The sequence below is a fragment of the Bacteroides intestinalis genome (assembly GCF_003464595.1).
Classification (GTDB): domain Bacteria; phylum Bacteroidota; class Bacteroidia; order Bacteroidales; family Bacteroidaceae; genus Bacteroides; species Bacteroides intestinalis_A.
In genome coordinates this window covers 196,169-215,392 of the sequence record NZ_QRZF01000006.1, presented here as the reverse complement: position 1 = coordinate 215,392, position 19,224 = coordinate 196,169, and the positions used below count along the sequence as shown (strand labels likewise).

Below are 19,224 nucleotides of genomic sequence, written 5' to 3'. Positions count from 1 at the left end.
AAAAGACGATGGAGAATGTAGAACAAGAGTTCCTGTCCGTAATACGGGAGTATGAACGCGTCATATACAAAGTGTGTTATTTGTATACTACGCCGAATGCTACCCTGAACGATCTATATCAGGACGTTGTGCTCAATCTGTGGAGGGCCTATCCCAAGTTCCGACGGGAGTGTAAAGTTTCCACATGGATTTACCGCATCGCTTTAAATACTTGTATCAGCTTTATCCGTAAAGAAAAGAACATCCCCGAAATCGTGACCTTGAGTCAAGATTCCGACCGGATGGAAGAATTGGACGAGACACAAAACATGCTAAAGCAACTCTATCGGATGATCAACCGACTGGGACAACTGGAAAAATCCATAATTCTGCTTTATCTGGAAGAAAAAAGCTACGAGGAAATTGCTGAAATTACCGGCCTGACAATAACAAACGTCGCTACCAAAATCAGCCGGATTAAGGACAAACTTAGAAAAATGAACAAGGAGGAATAATATGGAACTGGATGAACTGAAGAAATCTTGGAACGCGCTGGACGAGCAATTGAAGAAAGAGCCGATTGCCAACGAAAAGCAGATTGCGGGCATGATTGCCGAATACAAGGCAAATGCACGCAAAAGCATAGGGCGTCTTACGGGTTGGCAGCGCTTCTCCATAGGCATCGGAGTAGTAGGGCTTGCTCTCCTTCTGGTTATTTGGTTATTGCCATCCATTTTTCAAATCACCGAAGAATGGCAACCTAAGATTAATACACTCGTAATCTTTGTTGGAATCAGTATTCTGATAGGTATCTGGTGGGATCATAAAAACTATCGCTGGATAAGGAACACAAGGATTGACGAAATGCCCGTAGCTATTGTCAGTAAGCGTATGGCTAGTTTCCGTCGATGGACAAGGTATGAGATTATCGCCATTACCGTATGGGTAATTATATTCAATGTTCTTAATTATTGGGTGATGGGATATTATAAGGCATCCTTTGGCGTCCAGGCTACCCTGATCGCATTCTTTGTGCTCTGCGACGTTGCCATCATTTACCTGTTATACAAGAAAGTAGCTTATAAACATCTTAACGATATCAAGAAGAATATAGAAGAATTAGAAGATATATGCACAGAATAACCTTACTCCTTATCCTTTTTCTACTGATTCCTGATGCGTACATCTATTTTATGTACATTATCCGGAAAACCAAAAACATCTGGTTACGTATTGCCCACTGGATACCCACCCTCTTATTAATTGCAGGTTACTTTCTGTTGATGCAAGGCATAGGTGAAAATGCAATGGCACACCATGCCCAGGCCATTGGAAGGCTGGCTATTGCTATTTTCCTGTTTGCCATACCCAAAACGATATTTATGATATGCTCGCTGGTGGGATTACCTTTCCATTATCTACTGCGCTGGCCCCGTTCGCCATTTACAGCCATAGGATTGGTGCTGGGAGTAGTCAGTTTCTTCAATATCCTTTATGGCACACTGGTAGGCATCAGTAAGTTTGAAGTAAAAGAAATAGAATTCCATCACCCGAACCTGCCCAAAGCATTCGATGGATACCGCATCGTACAGTTATCGGATATACATATCGGCAGCTGGATAGAGAATGAAAAGCCTGTCCATGAACTGGTAAAATTGGTCAATGAACAAGAACCAGATTTAATTGTGTTCACCGGTGACTTGGTGAATCAACGAAGCTGTGAGCTGGAAGGTTTTCAAAATATTCTGTCGCAACTGCATGCCAAAGATGGAGTATATTCCATTCTGGGTAACCATGACTACGGAAGTTACTACCGTTGGAAAGACCTGAAAGAACAGGTGAATAACCTCGACAACCTGGTGCGTATGGAAAAGACAATGGGATGGAAACTACTGAATAATGAACACACTACATTATACCATCAGGGAGATAGTATAGCCCTTATTGGTGTGGAAAATGATGGAGAACCACCCTTTTCCCAATTTGCCGACTTAAAGAAGGCTGCTGAAGGAACAGACGGTATGTTTCGTGTTTTGTTGAGCCACAATCCTACCCATTGGCGGCGGGAAGTATTGCCGAACACAGACATTGAGCTAATGCTTGCCGGACATACTCATGCAATGCAGGCCATTATGTTCGGCCATTCACTCGCGTCACTGATTTATCCCGAATGGGGAGGAATGTATACAGAAGGTGACCGGGGACTATACGTCAATATAGGTATCGGCTATGTCGGATTGCCATTCCGCTTTGGAGCATGGCCCGAAATTACGGTGCTGACGTTGCGTAACTAATACATAATAAGATTTTCATTCATACCCAACAAAACGTTGCTCACCTTCTTCAATATAGAAGACTTGTTCTTCTTTGCCTCGAGTAAGATTACGCAACCACAATAAAGCTCCATCCGGTATATTTGTATAAATCAATTCATAGGTAGTAGCTGCCTGTTTGCCAAGTGATTTCCAGCCCATCACACCATCTTGATAAAAAAGTTCATAGCTATTACCAGGCGTAATAAAATTATCATCATTACGGGGAACAAACAATATTTTCCTGATCCAAGTAGGATTTTGTAAATCAAACGTTACTGTGCCATTTGCTTCCTCAGAAAAGAAAAATGTAAGCCAGTCACCATCATTCGCTTTATCCATAGCATGTGCAGGATTGCCATCAACAGGAGGACAACTTAATATAGCCTTCGAAGAAATTGCCACATCATCATGAAGATTCTCATAAAAAGCCAACTCTGCAACCTCCGCACGCCAACCATCACGGGGAACAAAACGTACATAACGGTAAGGGCGTGAAGGATGGGATGGATAAAAGTTCACATTCACCCGTGGTGTATCCGTAATACAATACAAAATTTCCTTATTGCGGAAATTGACATCATTGCTTCCTTCTATTTTAGAACCGGTCATCCACGACATATACTCAAGAATATGATTCTGCAATGGATACTTTCGTTTAATAGACAAAGAAACATTCTTGTCCATATCCGGGACAAAAGTCCGTACCGTATCATCCTTTATCATAAACGGATAACCGCATGGTTGGAAAAGTCCTTTCTCATTGCACAAAGGCTGATAGATAACCTCCGGCTCAATATTCCTCACAATAGCCTGATCACCATCCCGTAAAGCTATGTCCACCGGAACATAACCGAACGGTGTAAAAATTCCTAAAGCCACAAATCTACCTTTAACCTTCCCGTCTATCCTGACTGGATACTCATTGCTCCCGAAATATTCCTCTGTCACGTCTTTCAATAAAGGGTTCCGAACCACCGGAGGAATATTATTATCCTTATATACTCCCTGATATTTTTCCTCTTGAACTCCATACTGCATACGATAAACCTTTCCCTTTTTACGCCCATCAGTCATCCCGACTGCCAGATCCCGGGAATCCATGTACCAAAAGGAAAGGGGTTTTCCATCCGTGTTTTTAAGTATATTCCAGACATGTGAATTTTGATTGGAAGGAGAATACAGATATTCATCTATCCCCACAGGAAAACCCAACGACCGGAATATATATACTGTATGATCCGTCGTCTCCTTACAAGTGCCCAACCTGTATTTCAACAGATATTTAGCACCCAAATGCGGTAAATCAAAATCTGAATTAGGAGAAAAAGGGGTTTCATATTTCAAGTATTTATTCAAAGCATCGGCAGCTTCGAGGATATTCTCACCCTGATAAAGAGAATCCAGTATAGGATGGTAATGATCATAATAAGCCTTCCGCCAACTTTCCAAAGGTTCATCACCCACACGATATGGTAATATCCATTCACAAAAATCATCAAACGAATAGTATTTGGCCCAAGGCACCCTATTCCAAGTTTCGAAGGCTACGTCTATATTCTCTATCAAAAGAGCTGCTGTCATTCGCTGCACATCCTGCAACATAGGCAATGATTTATAATTAAAAGACTTCCACTTTCTTTTTCTTTCACTATCCGGAATATAACCATCTCCCAATGGAGCAGTAGCCAGTACCGCCTTCACACTGTCCAGCCGCGCATCTTCATAACCATAATGGTAAGGCATATTCTCTATCAGAAAGCATGCTGCTTTATACTTAAGACTATCATCTTTATAGTATTGGAGTACCTTTTCCAACTCTGTTCTATTTTCACCGGCCAAGGTCAAAGCCCGTTCCAAGCGATCTTGGGTATCCATACATGAAAAGAGAAATAAAGCCACAACTATCAGAAAAAAGTTCCTATGCATAATTCTGTCATTATTTAGATAATAATATAGAGGTTTCAATCGATATAAAAGTCTCAATGCCGCTGTATATATTCATCAAAACTATCTGTACCAGATAAAGACAACTTCATCTTGATACGCTGCTTTGCTTTCAGTACAGACTTTGGAGTAATATTGAAAAGAAGAGAAATAGCCTTATTGGTTAACCGGGCACGCACCAGATAGCACAACTTCAATTCTTGCTGGCTCAGATGGTTTGTCTCCAGATCAGCCGGAAGCCAATCATCACCATAAAGCAAATCAATCACTGCAAATAAATTCTGCCATTCGTATTCATTCCTTATAATTCCATAGGCAGGAGTCAGATGTAGCTTGAGTAGTTGACTCAAAGCCAACATACGCGAAGAAGAACCGGACAAAGCGGAAAAGTCTTCAAAACGTTTTAATTCTTTAGTCAGTTGTTTATTTCTGAACAACAGGCAAGAGCACCAGTTATCGTTATATGTATCCATAGCTTATCTCATTTTTATTATTTCACTTTTATCTTTTCTAATATCTCCCTGACTTCACTACGCATTTCATCTATGGCAGTTGAGTGCACCTTAGGTTCTTTAGTCAGTACGCTGTCTGCCACTTCTTTCAGCTTGTCGGGTTTATAAAAATCCGGTTCTGCATAAAGTTTAGCTAATAGATAATAGGGGTAAATCCTACTTGGCAAGCGATGAACAGCCCGATAAAAAGATAGTTCTGCTTGTTCATAACAATGCAACTCCTGACTGTTTTTACCCATGACGTTCAGTATCATGGGATCAACGCTATGTTGACAAGCCTCTTTTAAATATTTATTGGACTCACTGTACAGAAACGACTTATGCAAACTGTGACCATACTCAAACAGAAATACCCCTCGGTCTTTCAATATTGGATAGAGTTTCCCATAAGCCTCATTGGCAGCTTTATATGCACCCGAATGATAAAACATCCGCGCATACGTCCACTTTTGGCAGGCATTCTCCGTCTGTTGCCACTTTTCCATACAACCACTTGCCCACACAATAAGACAGATACATAAAACAAGAGGTTTACCTATAATATCTCCTACTCCACAAGCAAGAAGCAGACCTAGACCAGCCACCACAAATGCCGGGAAATGCATTGGATAAGAAGAGAAAGAGAAAACAAGTAAAGACAAGATAGCGCCGCAAATGCCATAGCGCCCACGCTTTACTCCCATCCATAAACATATTCCAATGATTACCAAAACCACGACACAAACTATAATCCCTTCCATCAGTGCCAGTGACAGATATTCATTAAACGCATACTCCGGACTACCCGCTACTCGTTCTTCCCATTTAGCGTAATTCCCTTGTGCAAAATAATTTTCCTGTGCCTCTCCATAAGCAGAGACAAATCCCTTATCACTGCCCCAAGGATGGTTCATTATCGCCTGACAGGTTATTTTCCACATAAACAAACGTCCCAATGCAGAATCAGGTTTCAGAATAAAGGCTCCGCCCCCTCCTAATGCCACTATAAAAAGTACTCCCATGCTCCATAAAACATAACGTTTCCTATACCTTTTCCACAAAATACGCCATTTCCGCCTATCACGATGCATATACGACACCCAGCCGCATCCCATAACCGCTGCAATCCAAGCAGAGCGGCTCATTGTAGCAGGTAGTACACAAAGTATAAGGATACCAATTATGGCAGCAATCCCTCTCTTCAAATTGCGAATCACTGTTTTTTCTTTATAAGTGCATAAGTACAAATGCAGGCAGAGCGGCAACACCATTGCCAGATACCCCGCATACGGTCCCGGATTGAAAAAAGAGCCCGTAAGTGCATAGCGGGAATGACCGGAAGCAGCAAAACCATACAGCTGACGCAATCCCCAAATAGCCTCAACAGCACCGCAGAATAAAATCCCCCATGAAACATAAACGGAAAAACCAGAAAACCATAATACATGTTTTCGGCTATCCTTTACCATCAACTGTAACAAGACTGCAATAAGAATACAGCTGCCCGAAAGCAATAGTGCTTTTCCCAATCATACCCACTGCCCCACACTCTCTTCAGCCGGAAGTTCGGGCGTGGTTATACATACTACACTCAATAACAAAACAAGTGCTATAAAAAAAAATGTTTTATTTACAATATCCACTACTAACAACATAAAATACTAATCCATATAATATTTCATCAAAATAGAATGCAAATATTCATCAGTCAATTGTGGATCCTCTTTTTGTGGAATAAACATATTATTTATTCTTTTACTTAAAGTAGAATAGACAAATAGATATGGCATTCCAATATCAACCAATACAGAATCTAAAGCTTCATCAATATTATAGATGCCAAATGGAATCCTATTTATTTTCTTAAATCTTCTCATATAGCCAAAATTCTGTGAAGTAGTAAGCAACACTATATTTTGTAATCCTATAGAATCTTTATAAACATTCAACCGCTTCACTATACTATCAACACAAACTTCACAATGCATTTCTGAGTAACGTAATATCAAGGTATTATCCGAAATAACTTCAGATATTTTTTTCTTATTTTCCCCAATGTCCACCACGTTAAAATCTGCACTCATTTTGGTACCACTCAAAATGACCTCGTTAAATCTATATTCCTTCAATGCTTCTATCCGTCCAATCTGAGTATTATATTTTTGCTTTAATTCATTAAGAAATAGTCGAAACTCACACATTTTTTGTGATTGCATATAACTATAAAAGGTACTAAAAACTAAAAATATAGTGAATAAGCCAAACAATATATATTCAATCTTTTTCATATTCTACTTATTTTTAAAATGACATTTAAATAATACAGGATTAGCATCTTCATTTAAAGAGGCAACTATCGCATCCATTTTATTTTTAAAATGTTCATTCGTACTTTTTGCCCGCGTTAACTTCCAATTAGATGATAATACAGCTGCATACTGAATAAAATAAAGTTGATTATCAGTAGTAGTATAAAAGTCACTAAAAATTAATTCACTAAGTGAACCTATTTTCAACCATTGCCCAACACGGATATTGGAATTTTGTTTATTGTATACAAAATATTTAAAGCCATTATCAATATAATAGCCCAGCATATAATTTTGAGAATTTTGCATAAACTCCCATCCTTTCAGATATTTATTTTCATGAACATACCTATAGATATTTTCCTTACTAACATTCACTTCACTTGGAAGATTCCTTGAAGTATAATGTATTACATAAGAAGGAAACACTGTTTCTTTATTCAACGTATAGACAGTATCATTCAATGGATAAATAAGCATAGCTGTGCTATCACTTTTACTTGCATATCTCTTTAAACCATAACTAGATTTATCAATTCCGTCTTCTCCAAAAGGTACTTCCAAAGAAAGCACTTCAGAGGTATTTAAATTGAATCGAAAAAGATTATAATCTCCGTATTTCGAGTGTGAATAATTAGAAATAAAATAAGCTATCTCATCAAATGATACTACTTCCAAATGAAGCATATCATATGAGATTTCTCTAAATGCATTACTATATAAATCATAAACAATGTATTTATTGCGAGAACGATCTTGAACAACAACAGAATCTCCTTTTAATGTAAAATCACCCAAAAAAGAGTATTCACCAGGTCCTTGTCCTTGTTTTCCAATACTTTTCAAATACTTTCCTTCGGAAGTAAATACAAAAATCTTTGCATTCGCTTTATCAGAGACTAATATCTTATCTTTATAAAACTCAATTCGAACAATTTGGGATATCAAACATTCATCTTTCATTTCCAAAGGAATCACTTCTACCGAATCATCCAGGATCTCTGATAAGTCCAGAAAAGTTTCAAATTTATCAGGATCAATTAAAATTTCTCTTATCTCATTAGTATGAGCGACTTTTTGGGTCCCTGTGTAGCACCCGTAAAAAGTATAAACAATTAAAAGCAAAAGCAAATATTTCATAGTAATATTCAAATTTAAGAAGTGGGGCTGTTCTTTATTCAGCCCCATTCCTATTAATAATATCTAGTGCAATCGTACGGAGTACAATCTCCTATTGAACCAGCACAATAACCACTTTCTCCTGGATATGGAACCTCCTGAATTACAGGATTGCCATCCGAATCATGTCCCATTATCGTTTTTTCTATTATTGTACATCCATATTGATAAAGAGGCCCCAGATTACTGCCATGAGATTCATCAAAAGCCAATGCTTCTATTTTTAGAGAAGACAAACCTATTATTTCATTCCTATTGTACAAATTAAAAAACACATTAACAGCTGCAACAACAGCAATAATACCAACAAGTACTTTTTTCATAATTTTCTCTTTAATATTAACAAATTTATTATTCATCCTCTATTTTCGGAAAGGACTTCCGCAGAATGAACAAATATATTACTTGCTCATCCGAAATATATTACTTTTTCATTCGATAACACCTCCTTTACTTTATCATTCTATCTTTTTAAATATCCTGTTCCACCTTATTTTATCCGTATTTCTATCTACAGACTTCCATATCCTGACAGCCTTCCCTACAATAAAAGATTCGGGCAACAAGCCCCAATAGCGGGAATCCTGAGAGTTCATCACCTTATCACCTGCCACAAAATAATAATTCTCCTTGAAACGGTATGTGTGTATTACACTATCGTTCAACAAAGCCGTATCTCCACGTAACAAAAGTTTCTTTTTTTGTTCCCATTCTATTACATTCCGATACAAGGCAACATGCTTGGAAGTCATCTCTATCACATCACCTTTTGCCGGAAGATATAAAGGACCAAAATTCATTATATCCCAATCCACAATATCACTATAAGGATAACCCCTCATCACAATTCCACAGTCCACTTCCCGGCCACGCTCAATAATCCGCATCAAATCATCCTGTGACTTCACATTGCCCAATTCTGAGGTATAGCCATGTACTTTATAATGCCCCCTACTTATTTCAAATGTATCACCGGGCAAAGCAACACAACGCTTCACATAATATTTCATTACCCTAAATGCGACACTGTCCCAACGTTGTTCCAAGTAGGGGAAATTGAAAACCAACACATCATTTCTTTTCACCTTGCCTAATCCGGGTAAACGGTATATGTCTACTTCCTTGTCTCCCAAAGCATCCCATACATTGAACAGACGCCCTCCCATCACGCATTTATTCACCAGAATATTGTCTCCGGCAAGTAGGGCAGGCTCCATCGAATCAGAAGGAATCTTGAATGTAGCAATACAGGTCACTTGAAGCAATATCCAAATCAATGCCAATCCCCCAAATAGCAGTATCAGGTTCAGTGCCTGATCCAGGTACCAACCTAAGTTTTTTTTCTTATGGGGTTTATTCTTCGTCATTTTCACTCTGTTCGTTTACCGGTTCTTGCAAAAAGATTATTCAGCTTCTCCCTTTACCCTCAGTTGCAACGGTGAAGATGTTGCATTACAATATACGGTAATGGATTTATCAAACCGTTCGGGATGCTCTGCTTTATAAGTGACATTCAATGATACAGAAGCGCCCGGACGCGTAGGTTCCTTTGAATAAGCCACTTCAGTACAGCCACATGAAGTCGTTACATCATATATCATCAAAAGTTCCTTTCCTGTATTCGTCAGTATAAACTTTGCATGCTGTTCCTTATGCCAATCAAAATGATCCAAAAACATGGTGGTTTTATCAACACTCACTTCTGTTTGAATGATGTTCTTCTTATTGTTAGGCTGCACTTTATCACCTTGAATGATCTTCAGATAAAGTTCTTTCACTTTAGAGCTATGAATGGGATTGCCGATGGCAAGTACCCTATTATCCCTATCCAATAGAAATGTTTGAAACATCATATTTGCAGGGAAATGGTTTAACTTATTGAAGGAATCTTTTTCATCAATACAAATAGGATAATTAAAAGTATTACGATAAACAATAAAATTCAGTTCTGACTTATTCTTCGGATAAAAGTAAAACAGAAAAGGAATTTTCTTGGGACTAATTGTATCCAATTCCAGAATAAACTCTTTCCAACGTGACAATTGCAGTTTACAACTCATACAGCCCGTAGAATCCACATAAGTTACAATTTTGTAGTCTACATCATTTTTGGCATGCTCTACGGTATCCCTTTCCAATATAGTAAAGACAGAACCAGTCGGAAAAAGAATTTCTTTACCTTCCCACTCCTTCACCAATGAAATGATTTCGTTCTTATTACTATTTTGACAAGAACTAAATAGAATAAGAATAACCATGTATGCACTAAAAGAAATTTTCATAATCTTAAAACGATTCGCAATTTCAGCGTTTATTATTAGCAATGAATTTCAATATTAAGCAAATGCGACAGACACTTTTCACCTATAAATATTTCAGCACTTCATCCATATTAATGGATTCAATATTGCAATCCAAATCCAATAAATACATCTTTTCATCTGTAAAAGCAATGCTCCTAATTTTATATGGAGTTGTAAACTTGACTAAAGGATTACCCGATTTATCAAATACTAATATCGTGGTAGGAACTAAGGCAGAAGATCCATTCAAATCTAATTCCGCTTTTGGTTTCCCTGAATAAGTTGCAAATAGATAATCTTTATAGGATTTTAGAGCAAGAAAACCATCCAAATGTTTGTTTTTATTAAAAGATATTCTATCTCCTGAAGTCAGAAGAACGGGAGGAACGAACATCTTTTCAAACTTCACTATAGGTTTTCTGTTAGATATTTCATAAGCCGCCATATAAGTAAAATTATTACTTGCATAATAAACCGTATTGCCATCTACCAGCAAATCACCTGTAAATGTTATAATATTAGAGCCTGTATATTCGACAGGTATTTTTCCAAAAGTAGTAATTGTATCTAAATTTTCATCTAACAGTACAAACAAATGATCTTTACCTATTAATCGGCCTCCCACAGATAAACCGTTATCTAAACGATGCACAGCATAACAAAATTCAGAACCATTTTGGGGACGAACATCTTCTATACATTTATATTTCAGGCTATCACCTGAAAGGGAAAACAAATAAGTCATCTTCCTCACAGTTGATGCTTCGTAGATGAAAAGAGTATCTTTGCTGCGCCCCATATAGCCAGCATTTATACACTCTCCAAATCCATTTCCTTTCGTCAGGAACTGCGCAATTTCTGATGCATCCGACTCCCTTAAAACAACTGCACCGGAAGACGGGTCTCCATTAAACAGGAAAAACATAGAATCGACCATAACAAACGGAAAAGCTCCTCTTGCTATGATTTCCGAATGATTAACTCTTTCGGTTTTCAACTCAACCGATGCCATTGATAGGACATCAATGTTCTTGCTATGTCGATTAGAACAAGAACAAACGAATAAAAACAGTAGGATCAAATTGACACTTTTTCTCATGGCAGTAGTTTAACTATAAATGGGAGAGATGAATACATTATATCATACAAATATTGCATTTATCTCCTTTCCATGTAATTAATAAGTTAAAATTGTCTCATAACTAACACCAGGGTCCAAAAAACACCATGTATATTTATTCTCATTTCTTATATCAATAATAACCGGATATACGTTTATTTCCTCCTTTTGAGAAGCATATATGCATTCTGAATCTATCAGAACGTTTTTTTGATTTATCATATTACCCAATCTTAATCGCAGACTTTTCTCTGAAGATATTTTAGTAAAGACAAATAATATATCTTGCGCTTTATTCTCACGAAAAAAATGTTCTGCTTCCGAAATACAGCCTCCACATCCTACATTTGGAATAACAACTACATGAGAATATTCTGTAAGATTTACATCATTCTTTTTCAAAGTTGTAACAACGGTTTCCGCATATTCTTTCTCTTCTGCAGAGCAATTGCATAGTATTATACTCATTATAAATAATAAACACACAAAACTTCTATTTTTCATAATCTCCCAAAACAAAGGTTTTAAACCGTAATTCATCATCATTATCAGCCTCTATTTGAATATGAAATCCATCTGGACTTACAAAGCATTGATTTATCCAATAACGCTCCCTCTTTATAGCGCTTTTTCCTATTAATTCAAAATGCTCATTTAAGACTACAATTTCAATAGGTTTCCTGATAGGTCCAACTTTAATATCTATATCCGGATCAGGAAGAAGAGCTAACCTATAATAAACTTTTCGGTATTTATCATACACTATAGCCTGATAACTCAAAGTTCTGGTATAATGCCGATTAACAATTTCTCGTGCTATTGTATTCATCGCAATATCCTTTGCTATTGGAGTAATTTCGAAGTCTCCACCTACCCCTGCATAATATTCATGATACTCCATTTCATCCTTTCCATGTACCCGGATGTTATGGTCGGCAGCAAATCCCAATACGATCTCATTCTTTGGAGACAACGTATAAAAAGGATTTCGATAAGTAAAATCGCCTCCCCAGTTTCCTTTATGATACATGGAAGGATAACTATCAGAAAATCTCAAAGTATTTTGGGATAAATTATAATACGCCATAACAGGACGGTTTACAGAATTTTCACCAGCCTGTTCATTCATGAAAAAGCCTGCGATCAGTAGTTCATCTCCTATTTTTCTTAATGGTGAATTCGTTCGCGGAAATAATTGTGGAGCGAAAAATAAGGAGTCCTTCGACAAATTAGGGATTGTATGTAAATCCTTCTTCATCACAACCTCACCTCTTGCATTCGCTAAGAATAAAGAATAAGTAGTAAAATTATACAAATATATAGAATCCTGATTTAAATAATAAAAAGAAAAAATAGTTCCAATCCCATTATTCCCTTCTTTAGCAAACTCTGTTCGTCCTAGATATTTTCTTGTCTTATAATCATAAAAGACTATTGCATTGTCATATTCATTTGTAAAAGCTAATATGTCAGAATCATTACGTTGGAATAATTGTAAATATTCCATATTCTGCACCGTAGAATCATCCAATGCGAAAACAATGTCATCGGCTTCTTCAATATTAATATCGGGAACTAAGAACTGCTTCTTATTCCCAGAAGAGCAGGAATACAACAATCCCAACCCTAAACATAATGCTACACACTTTATCATATTCTAATTCAATTAACCGTTAATGTAAATCAGCCATTAGAGTCCTCCATTACAAAACCTTTATAAGTCAGTTGCAATATATATCACATATTCTTATTTTGGCAATATATGCTAAAAGAGGATTCTAATTTTCTAATGACTGACTCTGAGCAAAAATTCTAAAGACAAATTAATGGTTTAGAATCTTCAGTAACTTACATGTTTCTGCATCCAAACAAGAACTTTAAAGAAAATATATGTCAACCACTTTCTTTAAAGTTCTCATCGGACGATTAAATCGTCGCATTACACTCAGGTGTACCCTTCCCTGATGCACAATACTCTTGTTTGTTGTTAACGTCTGAAACACAATGTCCATAATTCAACGAACTACTAGAACTTGTTTCACAAGCTGCACTTGCTTCTACTTCAACAAGAGGTGATGGAAGAACAGGATGTTGAACATCATTCTTTGAAACACCTAAACTTGCGCTAACAGCTACAACAACTACCACCACAAAAAACTTAAAAAATCTTCTCATAATCATAAAATATTAAAATTAAACATTCTCTACTCAGACCAATTCCGATATAGAGTTTATCTTACAGTAAATAATAGCTTCATTTTACGCAAAATATTCATTTTCCTACAAAATAGATTACAGACATTAATACACCGATAAAATTATATTTAGCACAGAATCAAAAACATACCAATTCACAATTAAAACATACAGTTAATACTGTATTCCAATATCGGTTCATCCATATTCACATCCAAAGCTATGATAGCACCTCTCTGTTCATCAACAAAAATGCCATGAACATAATGGTCCAACACATATTTCCGAAGCGGTTCCCCTCTCAGGCTAAACACATAAATAGATTGTCCGCCATCCGGTAATTTGTTTCCCCGTTTAGCACTCTCCATAATATCTTTGAAACTTTTCCCTTGGAAAACAGCATAAATAGCATTGTCCGTCACTTGTACATCGCCAAAGCCCATAATACCTGTCGGTATACCATAACCTTCTGCGACCTGAAACTCCGGCTCGCCATGCGGACCGATACAGACAACATGCGTACTGTCTTTCAAGTTATAGATTTCCAGAACCTCACCCAACTGGGTAGCAGCAACCAACACACCCTTACGAGGGTTGTAATCAATAAAACTACGCCAAGCCTGTGCCAATGCAGGACGAGAATTTGCCAAAGCTTCTTCGTTGGCAGAAGGGATTACCCCGAACTTCCGTAACAACCTTCCCTCTGAACTGACCTGACAGAAACGGTTATCACCTGTATAGTCAGGAATGATAAAAGTGGAGTCCTCATATATTACAAAATCTAAAGCTCGGAGGATTGCTTTATCTAACTTCACTACTTCCTGACGAAACAACGTGTCACTGGATAAAGTAAAACCCAACTCTGTCAGTTCCGACTTATTTGCATCCAATATCCACAAGCCTTTTTCACTCCATCGAAAGTTTTCCGCTGAAAGCATCTCTTCGGGTGCATCTCCTCTTTTTCCAAAAGAAGACAAATAATGAAACTCCGGATAACTGAATGCATGAAAATAATGATCCGTTCCATGCAAATCCAGCACCACAGCTTTATTGTCCCAAGCATGCACCCGAAAGGGGTAGCGGAACAAGGCTGTATCCAATTCTATAGTCTTGGCTTTTAGTTCCTGTACTTGGGGGAAATCAGCATATCTATTATTTATAGGGACAGTCGACCCGGAAGTACAGGAAACAAGGCAAAAGAGGATACTAATAAAGTAAACTATACGGAGCATAGTAAGTATCTACTTTAGTATGATTAAACGGGCAATCGACAGTTCCAATACCAAAACAATAACGTCCACCGGACTCTTCATAAGCCAAAGCTTCTACATTCTCTAAAAATAAGGAAGAAACTTTCGACGATGATTGCTTTTTCTGAATATACCCACCTGTGATAGTAGCTATCACTACTACAATTACCAGAATCTTATTAATTTTGTTTTTCATAAACCATGTATTTTTTATATTTCCATGGTGGCAAATATAAAGATTACACACATATCTCTCATGAATTATATCAATTATATAAAGCTACAGGGGCGTAAGAAAATTCTCACGCCCCTGTAACACTCTTTTTAAGGATATATTAATGATTTATTTAGTCTGTTATTAATAATTTAAAGCCTTCTCCGTATTCTTCGTTTTGCACAGCTACTATTTTCACGCATGATTCATTGCTTTCAAGCAACTTTCTAAGTTGTGCTATGGCCGTCCTTTTTTTACTACTTACACCAATATCAGTCAAATTCCAGCCACAAATTTCTATTATTCTACTATTCGATAAAAAGTGATCTTCCGCATGAATAAAAGCAGATAATAACTTATAAGGTTGTTTAGGGCACTGCTTCACTTGCTCCCTAAAAGTTATTGTCATTTCAAATTCATTAAAAATGATTTCACGTAGTCGGTATATACTATTACCTAAACTACAAACCACCGTATCTTCTAATACCGTTTTATCAGAAGATAAAACTTCATTAGGATGAACAAGAAAATCCGATGGCAAAATTTCCACTTTATCCCCCATAACTTCACTCCTATTATATATAAGTAGAAATACCAGGATACATATTCCCATTATTAAACCTCCAATACACCCAATAATATCCATACGCTTCCAATCTACACACCACCATACAGATGGCACAGACAGATAGGCTTTCACTTCAAGAAAATACATATGGTCCAAATAATAATCTCCAAGTTTATTTTCAGGCAAACAAAAAGTAGCATTTCCGACAATAGTTCGTCGAGAACTCTTTTCAGCATTGGGCATTTGAGGTATAAATTCAAGAGCAGAATAATAATGAGGTAAACTTGCATTCAACTTTTCTTGCCACAGCTCATTCAATTCATCAATAGGCAAATCACTAGATTTAAACAAGTAATGAACCATAGAAGCCAATAAATCAGAAGAAAACAATCTCTTGGCTTCTTTTACAGAATCAATCTCCACAATCAAGACCCCTGCTGCTGTTACAGTACGGCGCTTTGATCTCTTCACTTCATTATTACCACCTTCTGCTGAATATGGTATTCCCAGTTTATCAAACTCCTGACTTGCCCATCCCACCGCTGCATCTTTCAATAACATTTCGGCAGTCTGTTTATCTTTCTCTTGATTTTCCACCCCGCTTAGGTACAGCAAGTACACAAGTAAGCCTACAGTAGTCAACAACAATCCGCATAATATGTATAATGTTTGTTTATAGTATTTCATGGCATTTATAAATGTGTATGCCACAAAAGTACATAAAAAGAAATCCATCATCAAGCAATTATATCGTAAAATCGCTTCACATTTAAAAACATCTTCTGATATAGGCAGGTATAATCTATATGCACTCAAAGAATCTCCTTTCAGACTACAACAATAAAGTTCTTTCAGTCAGCAAATCTAAAGAATCCAGTCCAATATCCCCTGAAAAACATACATCATTTAATTTAATAAACAGGAGTTTAAAACAGCTATTACTCACTGATTATCAATATATTAAAAATCAATAAAGAAGAGACCAAGAGGTCAATTCAGGGGTCAGGGTCACCTATACCCCCGCATCTTACTCAAATGGAAAGAGTGATTGCGTCCCATGTCAAGAAATATTCCGTATAGAAGTACCTACTAAATAAACGCTCAACAGGCAGACAGATAAAACAGAAAACTAATCTATGAAATGAGCCTTATTCTTCCCAAAAACATTTACATATACCAAGGATGCACAATATCGTTTTTTTACCCATAAAGAATCATCAAAACTATGCAGATTGCCAATATATCAAAATAGATTACAAAGCGATATTCAGCACACAAGAAAATATCCATCTCGCTGTAAAACAACAACATACTAATATCAAAAGAATATTTTCATCTACGAGTGGGGTTATAGGTGACCCTGACCCTAACTTGCCCCCCAGCAAGACGTCTCAAAGTCTTTATAAAGTTTTTCACTGTTACATTATTTTAATATAGCAAACAAATAACCAGCAATAAAAGAAACGACCATTATACAGTAAGGTATAAAATCTCTAAGCCTCAATTACCTTAAAGGAGAGGTGACAACAAGCAATGTTGTGATACAAAACAAAGAATGTTTCGTATCACAACATTACTTGTTTTACATTATGACATCGTTTGTAGTATTAAAAATGACATTACCAGAAAGATATCACTTCATTAACAAACTAACCACATATTAATCATTAAAGTATTTTTCAATATCAAGATAAGCAAATTGATATTCACTATCCAAATTCATAATGATTCGTTTTTTCTCTCCATTATAACACAAGTCATTTATTTTGCGCCCTAACACTAATTTCATACCTTTCAACTTTCCATTTTTCATAATATCCCACACATTAAGTTAGACATTTCCTTTCACCAGATTGAATAGTTCAAAAGTCATATAATCTTCTGACTGTCCATATATCATTTGATAATCACGACTGATGTATAATCCATCTTTATGAACAAAAAAGACATAGGAATTATAGATTGACTCCGGAAACAATGTTTCTCCTATGATTTTGAACTCTTTATCCAATATAATAACAGAAAACTTTTTTCTTCCATAAACAGATTTTCCCCACCAACGAATATTATCTTCCAAAGTTGTTTTGGGATATGCAAACCGATAATAAACGTCTCTATACGGATCATATATCAAATCACCATAACGCGCTATTTCAAGATTAAGTTGAGGACCTTTTTCTGAAACTTCCTGTTCTTCCGCTGGAGAATCAAGATATTTACTTTTCACTTTAACCCTCTTCGCATCAGAGTGCCCGACCGATGCAACGACAATATCCTCACTTACATAAAAAGAATAAATAAATTCCTCTCCATTAAAGATACGACTAAATCGGGTATCTTTAGCTTGCAACTCTTTCTCTGTCAAAATACTATACGTCAAAGGAAGTCCCTCACAATTCTTCTGAATGGTATCGATTACCACACTGAGCGGAGTATCAGTTATAGGATGAAAACGATCTACAGCACTCTGAGTTATATATATTTTCTCGTCAATAACCACTGGCGCTATATAAGGATGCGAAGCTGGATTATAAGATGGAAGAACCTTATACCCTTTACTTGTTATTCCATAAGGAACCTTCTGAATAATACGACAAGTAGTATCCACCTTTATCAAACCGGAATAGGCATAAGATGAGACATATATATTATCAAAATCTTCGATATAAAAGCCAGTAGGTTGAACTATCCCATTGGGACCCTCCGTAGCCAAGTTCAATTTAAAAAGAAACTCATTTGTCTTAAAGTCATAAAAGAGTATCTGGTTGGTTCTATAATTAAGAAAAGACAGATACTCTTTGCCATTATCATCGCTGAACGTATATAAATAAAAGCCATTATATCTTACGTCAGAGTCTAAAGTGAAACTTTTAATAGTTCCCGATGCTTCCAAATTATAAGAATATGAATTTGAAGATTTCTCATTCTTACACGAAATAAGGAAACAAAAAAATAAAAGCGATAACAAATTCTTCATATTACTCTCATGTCATTTTAGCAAGAATAGATCAAAACAAATATTTCAAGAAATTCTTCAATACCACTTTAAAATATTCTCAAGATTAATGTTCTATATTTTATTTAGTGTTTAGAAACGCAAGGACAAATATAAAAAATATATAAATAAATCGTATAAATTTTATCAATTTTATAGAGTACCACAAGGATAATTTTTTTATTACGCCTCTAATACATTATTTTTAAGAAGAAATTAATGATTTATTAATTCTACAATTAATAATATAGAAACTACCGCTCCCTTTTTACTTTACATAAAGCTTATACTTACAAAAGATATATGATATACAAGGGAAGAATAACTGTTCCCTTTTTCGTTTTTCACAAATCAGAAGTTC

20 protein-coding genes are annotated in these 19,224 nt (G+C 36.4%); 3 read left to right on the top strand and 17 right to left on the bottom strand.

The window, feature by feature from the left end:
* The first annotated feature begins 8 nt into the window (after positions 1-8).
* The 3 genes from DWW10_RS10960 to DWW10_RS10950 are packed head-to-tail and all read left to right on the top strand — an operon-like array spanning position 9 to position 2,273.
* Complete coding sequence (locus DWW10_RS10960; protein ID WP_007663982.1) at positions 9-494, top strand: RNA polymerase sigma factor; 486 nt, start codon at positions 9-11, stop codon at positions 492-494.
* 1 nt (position 495) lies between these two features.
* Entirely contained in the window at positions 496-1,122 is a 627-nt protein-coding gene (locus tag DWW10_RS10955; protein WP_022392590.1) for a hypothetical protein, read from the top strand.
* Entirely contained in the window at positions 1,110-2,273 is a 1,164-nt protein-coding gene (locus DWW10_RS10950; RefSeq protein WP_022392591.1) for a metallophosphoesterase, read from the top strand. The genes DWW10_RS10955 and DWW10_RS10950 overlap by 13 nt, the downstream gene beginning before the upstream one ends.
* A gap of 15 nt (positions 2,274-2,288) precedes the next feature.
* Here DWW10_RS10950 and DWW10_RS10945 read toward each other — a convergent pair whose 3' ends face one another.
* The 17 genes from DWW10_RS10945 to DWW10_RS10870 form a co-directional block, all read right to left on the bottom strand.
* Positions 2,289-4,169 carry a hypothetical protein gene (locus DWW10_RS10945; RefSeq protein WP_118421412.1) on the bottom strand — a complete coding sequence of 627 codons (1,881 nt, stop codon included), beginning with the start codon at positions 4,167-4,169 and terminating at the stop codon, positions 2,289-2,291.
* 104 nt (positions 4,170-4,273) lie between these two features.
* On the bottom strand, positions 4,274-4,711 hold the full coding sequence (locus DWW10_RS10940) for a helix-turn-helix transcriptional regulator (protein WP_022392593.1): 438 nt from the start codon (positions 4,709-4,711) through the stop codon (positions 4,274-4,276).
* A gap of 17 nt (positions 4,712-4,728) precedes the next feature.
* Positions 4,729-6,258: an O-antigen ligase family protein gene (locus tag DWW10_RS10935; protein ID WP_259320469.1), complete on the bottom strand. Its 1,530-nt coding sequence runs from the start codon at positions 6,256-6,258 to the stop codon at positions 4,729-4,731.
* A 132-nt stretch (positions 6,259-6,390) separates the two neighbouring features.
* Positions 6,391-7,017: a hypothetical protein gene (locus tag DWW10_RS10930; RefSeq protein WP_022392595.1), complete on the bottom strand. Its 627-nt coding sequence runs from the start codon at positions 7,015-7,017 to the stop codon at positions 6,391-6,393.
* Between the two features lie 3 nt (positions 7,018-7,020).
* Positions 7,021-8,178, bottom strand: coding sequence for a 6-bladed beta-propeller (locus tag DWW10_RS10925; protein WP_118421413.1), 1,158 nt, complete (start codon positions 8,176-8,178; stop codon positions 7,021-7,023).
* A 53-nt stretch (positions 8,179-8,231) separates the two neighbouring features.
* Complete coding sequence (locus DWW10_RS10920; RefSeq protein WP_022392597.1) at positions 8,232-8,540, bottom strand: hypothetical protein; 309 nt, start codon at positions 8,538-8,540, stop codon at positions 8,232-8,234.
* Positions 8,541-8,675: 135 nt separating this feature from the next.
* A complete protein-coding gene (lepB, locus tag DWW10_RS10915) occupies positions 8,676-9,584 on the bottom strand; it encodes a signal peptidase I (protein WP_022392598.1) in 909 nt (302 codons plus the stop codon).
* A gap of 36 nt (positions 9,585-9,620) precedes the next feature.
* Positions 9,621-10,499, bottom strand: a complete 879-nt coding sequence (locus DWW10_RS10910; protein ID WP_022392599.1) for a DUF1573 domain-containing protein — start codon at positions 10,497-10,499, stop codon at positions 9,621-9,623.
* Positions 10,500-10,581: 82 nt separating this feature from the next.
* On the bottom strand, positions 10,582-11,619 hold the full coding sequence (locus DWW10_RS10905; RefSeq protein WP_022392600.1) for a hypothetical protein: 1,038 nt from the start codon (positions 11,617-11,619) through the stop codon (positions 10,582-10,584).
* Between the two features lie 78 nt (positions 11,620-11,697).
* Entirely contained in the window at positions 11,698-12,144 is a 447-nt protein-coding gene (locus tag DWW10_RS10900) for a hypothetical protein (RefSeq protein ID WP_118487048.1), read from the bottom strand.
* On the bottom strand, positions 12,134-13,294 hold the full coding sequence (locus DWW10_RS10895; RefSeq protein ID WP_022392602.1) for a DUF4221 family protein: 1,161 nt from the start codon (positions 13,292-13,294) through the stop codon (positions 12,134-12,136). Before DWW10_RS10895 ends, DWW10_RS10900 begins: the two co-directional genes overlap by 11 nt.
* 272 nt (positions 13,295-13,566) lie before the next feature.
* A complete protein-coding gene (locus tag DWW10_RS25895) occupies positions 13,567-13,815 on the bottom strand; it encodes a hypothetical protein (protein ID WP_147350470.1) in 249 nt (82 codons plus the stop codon).
* A 182-nt stretch (positions 13,816-13,997) separates the two neighbouring features.
* Positions 13,998-15,068: a BF3164 family lipoprotein gene (locus DWW10_RS10890; protein WP_022392604.1), complete on the bottom strand. Its 1,071-nt coding sequence runs from the start codon at positions 15,066-15,068 to the stop codon at positions 13,998-14,000.
* Positions 15,043-15,282 carry an NVEALA domain-containing protein gene (locus DWW10_RS10885; RefSeq protein ID WP_022392605.1) on the bottom strand — a complete coding sequence of 80 codons (240 nt, stop codon included), beginning with the start codon at positions 15,280-15,282 and terminating at the stop codon, positions 15,043-15,045. The genes DWW10_RS10890 and DWW10_RS10885 overlap by 26 nt, the downstream gene beginning before the upstream one ends.
* Positions 15,283-15,433: 151 nt before the next feature.
* Complete coding sequence (locus DWW10_RS10880; protein ID WP_118421414.1) at positions 15,434-16,555, bottom strand: helix-turn-helix domain-containing protein; 1,122 nt, start codon at positions 16,553-16,555, stop codon at positions 15,434-15,436.
* 973 nt (positions 16,556-17,528) lie between these two features.
* A complete protein-coding gene (locus DWW10_RS26255; protein WP_022392607.1) occupies positions 17,529-17,681 on the bottom strand; it encodes a hypothetical protein in 153 nt (50 codons plus the stop codon).
* Between the two features lie 18 nt (positions 17,682-17,699).
* The gene (locus tag DWW10_RS10870) at positions 17,700-18,845 is read right to left on the bottom strand and encodes a DUF4221 family protein (protein ID WP_022392608.1); all 1,146 of its coding nucleotides are present in this window, start codon (positions 18,843-18,845) and stop codon (positions 17,700-17,702) included.
* Positions 18,846-19,224 lie beyond the last annotated feature (379 nt).

What these genes read in the sequence shown, in the direction of transcription:
- DWW10_RS25895 (WP_147350470.1), bottom strand. Translation starts at nt 13,815, where the DNA reads ATGAGAAGATTTTTTAAGTTTTTTGTGGTGGTAGTTGTTGTAGCTGTT.
- DWW10_RS10900 (WP_118487048.1), bottom strand. Translation starts at nt 12,144, where the DNA reads ATGAAAAATAGAAGTTTTGTGTGTTTATTATTTATAATGAGTATAATA.
- DWW10_RS10950 (WP_022392591.1), top strand. Translation starts at nt 1,110, where the DNA reads ATGCACAGAATAACCTTACTCCTTATCCTTTTTCTACTGATTCCTGAT.
- DWW10_RS10895 (WP_022392602.1), bottom strand. Translation starts at nt 13,294, where the DNA reads ATGATAAAGTGTGTAGCATTATGTTTAGGGTTGGGATTGTTGTATTCC.
- DWW10_RS10925 (WP_118421413.1), bottom strand. Translation starts at nt 8,178, where the DNA reads ATGAAATATTTGCTTTTGCTTTTAATTGTTTATACTTTTTACGGGTGC.
- DWW10_RS10920 (WP_022392597.1), bottom strand. Translation starts at nt 8,540, where the DNA reads ATGAAAAAAGTACTTGTTGGTATTATTGCTGTTGTTGCAGCTGTTAAT.
- DWW10_RS10880 (WP_118421414.1), bottom strand. Translation starts at nt 16,555, where the DNA reads ATGAAATACTATAAACAAACATTATACATATTATGCGGATTGTTGTTG.
- DWW10_RS10930 (WP_022392595.1), bottom strand. Translation starts at nt 7,017, where the DNA reads ATGAAAAAGATTGAATATATATTGTTTGGCTTATTCACTATATTTTTA.
- DWW10_RS10910 (WP_022392599.1), bottom strand. Translation starts at nt 10,499, where the DNA reads ATGAAAATTTCTTTTAGTGCATACATGGTTATTCTTATTCTATTTAGT.
- DWW10_RS10885 (WP_022392605.1), bottom strand. Translation starts at nt 15,282, where the DNA reads ATGAAAAACAAAATTAATAAGATTCTGGTAATTGTAGTAGTGATAGCT.
- DWW10_RS10890 (WP_022392604.1), bottom strand. Translation starts at nt 15,068, where the DNA reads ATGCTCCGTATAGTTTACTTTATTAGTATCCTCTTTTGCCTTGTTTCC.
- DWW10_RS26255 (WP_022392607.1), bottom strand. Translation starts at nt 17,681, where the DNA reads ATGAAAAATGGAAAGTTGAAAGGTATGAAATTAGTGTTAGGGCGCAAA.
- DWW10_RS10955 (WP_022392590.1), top strand. Translation starts at nt 496, where the DNA reads ATGGAACTGGATGAACTGAAGAAATCTTGGAACGCGCTGGACGAGCAA.
- DWW10_RS10945 (WP_118421412.1), bottom strand. Translation starts at nt 4,169, where the DNA reads ATGGATACCCAAGATCGCTTGGAACGGGCTTTGACCTTGGCCGGTGAA.
- DWW10_RS10870 (WP_022392608.1), bottom strand. Translation starts at nt 18,845, where the DNA reads ATGAAGAATTTGTTATCGCTTTTATTTTTTTGTTTCCTTATTTCGTGT.
- lepB (WP_022392598.1), bottom strand. Translation starts at nt 9,584, where the DNA reads ATGACGAAGAATAAACCCCATAAGAAAAAAAACTTAGGTTGGTACCTG.
- DWW10_RS10905 (WP_022392600.1), bottom strand. Translation starts at nt 11,619, where the DNA reads ATGAGAAAAAGTGTCAATTTGATCCTACTGTTTTTATTCGTTTGTTCT.
- DWW10_RS10960 (WP_007663982.1), top strand. Translation starts at nt 9, where the DNA reads ATGGAGAATGTAGAACAAGAGTTCCTGTCCGTAATACGGGAGTATGAA.
- DWW10_RS10940 (WP_022392593.1), bottom strand. Translation starts at nt 4,711, where the DNA reads ATGGATACATATAACGATAACTGGTGCTCTTGCCTGTTGTTCAGAAAT.